Raw genomic sequence first — 3,508 nt, forward strand, 5'->3', positions numbered from 1 at the left:
TCGTTGCAGCGATTAGTTCATTCAGCTGTGAGCGACAAGCAGACAAGGCAATATGTGCCGCAGAAGAATCTAGTTGCATGGCGTTCACTTCTCGCAGTGACAGTATTAGCGCGATATGTTTTTCAATTGCGCCTTGCCCCCAATCTGAAGCAATGGCTTCGGCCATACGGTTAGCGGCAATCGCGGCACACACATGCAAGTCTTCATAAGTGCGAAAGGCCTTTACATATTGAAGGTAGCCATCCCCCTGCAAGATATAACTTTCCTTGATAGCGACTCGGTCAAGAATGACTTTTCCGTGGCTGATTTCAGGCACAAAACCGAGAGACGGCATCTCCTGAATCGCAATTCCTTCAAGCTGCGTATTTAAGGCGATAACTTTAATCAGAGGGCGGCCCGACAAATCAAGGCCATCTCCTCTACGCTCATCTCGGCAAGCAACGTAAATCATGCCGGCATCTTCGGCTCCCGAAACGAAAGACTTCTCTCCTGAGAGATAGAGCTGCGCCTTTTCTGTATAAAGCCGGGCATTAATAGCACGAGGGTGATTTCCTCCTGCTTCCGTCACACACACCGAAGCCAGTAGGGCTTCCTCCAAACCAAAAAGCGCTTCGATAGCAGACTGGTATGCACCTGCAAAAGCAAAACCGACACTGGCACTCATTCTGCCTGCTAGTATCGCCCGATCAATCGAGTTGGAAAAGCTGCCTGTAGCTTGTTTGAAATGAGCAAACCATTCTGACATCGGCATCGCCTGCCAAAGCTTTGTATCGTTCTTAAGCAACGATTCAAGTATGCGTTGGGAGTCACTCATTAATGCGCCTGATCCCAATTGTCACCTACTTCAGCCTCAACAATAAGCGGAACATCAAGATCTGCGGCAGACATCATATTTTCAATCAGTAAAGCTTTGACACCTTCAACCTGGCCCTCAGCGACTTCAACCACCAATTCATCATGCACCTGCATAATCATTTTTGCGTCAAGACCAGCACCTTCAAGTGCGGCATCGACCTTTATCATCGCCTTTTTGATAATATCTGCCGCCGTACCTTGCATTGGTGCATTAATCGCCGTCCGCTCTGCTGCTTGCTGAAGCATTTTATTTCGAGCATTTATCTCAGGAAGATATAAACGACGACCAAAAACGGTTTCGACATAACCATCATCATGTGCTTGAGCCCGGATTCTATCCATGTACTCAAGTACACCTGGGTAACGTTCGAAATAACGATCAATATATTGCGCTGCTTCTTTTCGAGATACATTGATTTGCTTCGCCAAACCAAATGCCGACATACCGTAAATCAAACCAAAGTTAATGGCTTTGGCTTTGCGGCGCTGATCAGCACTCACCTCTTCAACAGAAACATCGAAGACTTCTGCAGCAGTCGCACGGTGTACGTCTTCTCCTTGAGCAAATGCCTCCAACAAGCCCTTATCTTGAGACAAGTGCGCCATAATTCTCAGTTCTATTTGCGAATAGTCGGCTGCGATAAGCTTATAACCGTCGGGTGCAACAAAAGCCTGACGAATCTTTCGACCTTCGGTGCTTCGAATCGGAATATTCTGCAAGTTCGGATCACTAGAAGATAAACGCCCTGTCGCGGTGACAGCCTGATGATAAGAAGTATGAATTCTCCCTGTTCCCGGATTAATCAACTGCGGAAGTTTATCGGTATAAGTCGACTTGAGTTTTGCCAGACTACGGTGCTCAAGAATTAACTTAGGCAGCGGGTAGTCAAGTGCTAATTCCTGTAAGACCGGCTCGGCGGTTGAAGGTTGACCCTTGGGCGTCTTCTTGATGATCGGCAACCCTAGTTTCTCAAAGAATATCGCTTGCAACTGTTTTGGTGAACTTAAGTTGAACTCTTCACCCGCCAAGTCATAAGCTTCACGCTCTAGCTCAACAATTCGTTCGGCTAATTCCTGACTCTGCTGCCCTAGAATATGAGCGTCAACCACCGCACCTGTGCGTTCTATTTTTGACAGAATCGACAACAGAGGCTTATCTATTTCATGATAAACCTTCGCCAGCCCTTCAATCTTTTCTAATTGCGGATAGATTGCATGGTGAAGCGCCAAAGTAATCTCGGCATCTTCTGCGGCATAAGGCCCGGCTTGCTCTAGAGCTATTTGGTTGAAGGTAAGCTGTTTGGCTCCCTTCCCGGCGATATCTTCAAAGTGGATGGTTTTTCTGCCCAAGTACTTCTCGGCCAGAGTATCCATGTCGTGACGACTTCCCGTGGAGTTCAGCACATAAGATTCAATCATCGTATCGTGCGCAATACCTTGAAGCTCAATACCATGATTGGCCAATACACTTTTATCGTATTTCAGGTTTTGGCCAACTTTAAGCTGCTCACTACTCTCCAGAAGTGGCTTTAGTTGATCAAGTACCCAATCTTTATCTAACTGCTCGGGCGCATCCAAGTAATCATGACAAAAAGGCACATAAGCTGCTTCCTCTGCATTACAGGCGAAGGAAACACCTACCACCTCGGCTTCCATATAGTTGAGGCTGGTGGTCTCGGTATCAAAAGCAAATAAGTCCGCCGACTTAAGTTTGTTAAACCAAAGCGCAAACGCATCTTTGTCAAGAATAGTCTGGTAGTCGCAATTATGCTCAACTACCGGCTCTTCTGCTTGTTCCGCATCATCTCCCGCACTGTTCAAGGCTCTTTCTTGGGCAGTGACCCAAGACCGGAATTCATACTCGCTAAATAGTGCTAACAATCGTCGGTGGTCAGTTTCTTTGTGGCTGATATCCTCTAGCGCTTCCGGCAAATCTATTTCAGTTTTGATCGTTGCCAACTCATAAGACATCGGTAGAAACGATAAGCTATCACGCAGGTTCTCGCCAACTTTACCTTTCACCTCATCGGCACTATCAATAACACCCTGCATGCTACCATAAGCCGTTAACCACTTTACCGCCGTCTTCGGGCCACACTTCGGCACGCCGGGAATATTATCAACCGAATCGCCAACCAAAGCTAAGTAGTCAATGATCTGATCAGGGCGAACGCCGAACTTATCTTCGACGCCTTGAATATCCATTTTGGTATCGGTCATGGTATTGATCAGCGTCACATGCTCTGTCACTAACTGAGCCATATCCTTATCGCCAGTTGAGATCACCACATCGATCTTCTTTTGCGTTGCCTGATGCGCCAAGGCACCAATCACATCATCCGCTTCGACATCAGGAATGATGAGTAAAGGCAAACCCATTGCTTCAATGATCTCGTGAATCGGCGCGATCTGAGAACGTAAATCATCAGGCATCGGTGGACGATTCGCTTTATAGTCAGGGTAAATTTCATGACGAAAGTTCTTACCTTTAGCGTCAAAAACCACAATTACTTTAGAGCCTGGATAGTCGGTTTCCAGCCTTCTAAGCATGCTGATCACACCTTTAATTGCTCCGGTTGGCTGGCCTTTAGAATTAACTAAAGGAGGTAAACCATGAAAAGCCCGGAATAAATAAGATGATCCATCCACCAAA

The 3,508-nt window shown here is 46.6% G+C and carries 2 protein-coding genes; both read right to left on the reverse strand.

Translation table 11 applies throughout. The features are described from left to right. Positions 1 to 814, reverse strand: an 814-nt coding sequence (locus A3757_RS11480) for an acyl-CoA dehydrogenase family protein (protein WP_068739660.1), incomplete at its 3' end; no start/stop codon positions are given. Further along, a complete protein-coding gene (polA, locus tag A3757_RS11485; protein ID WP_231878259.1) occupies positions 814 to 3,507 on the reverse strand; it encodes a DNA polymerase I in 2,694 nt (897 codons plus the stop codon). The genes polA and A3757_RS11480, both read right to left, overlap by 1 nt. Position 3,508: the final 1 nt, after the last annotated feature.

The sequence above is a fragment of the Oleiphilus sp. HI0117 genome (assembly GCF_001635235.1).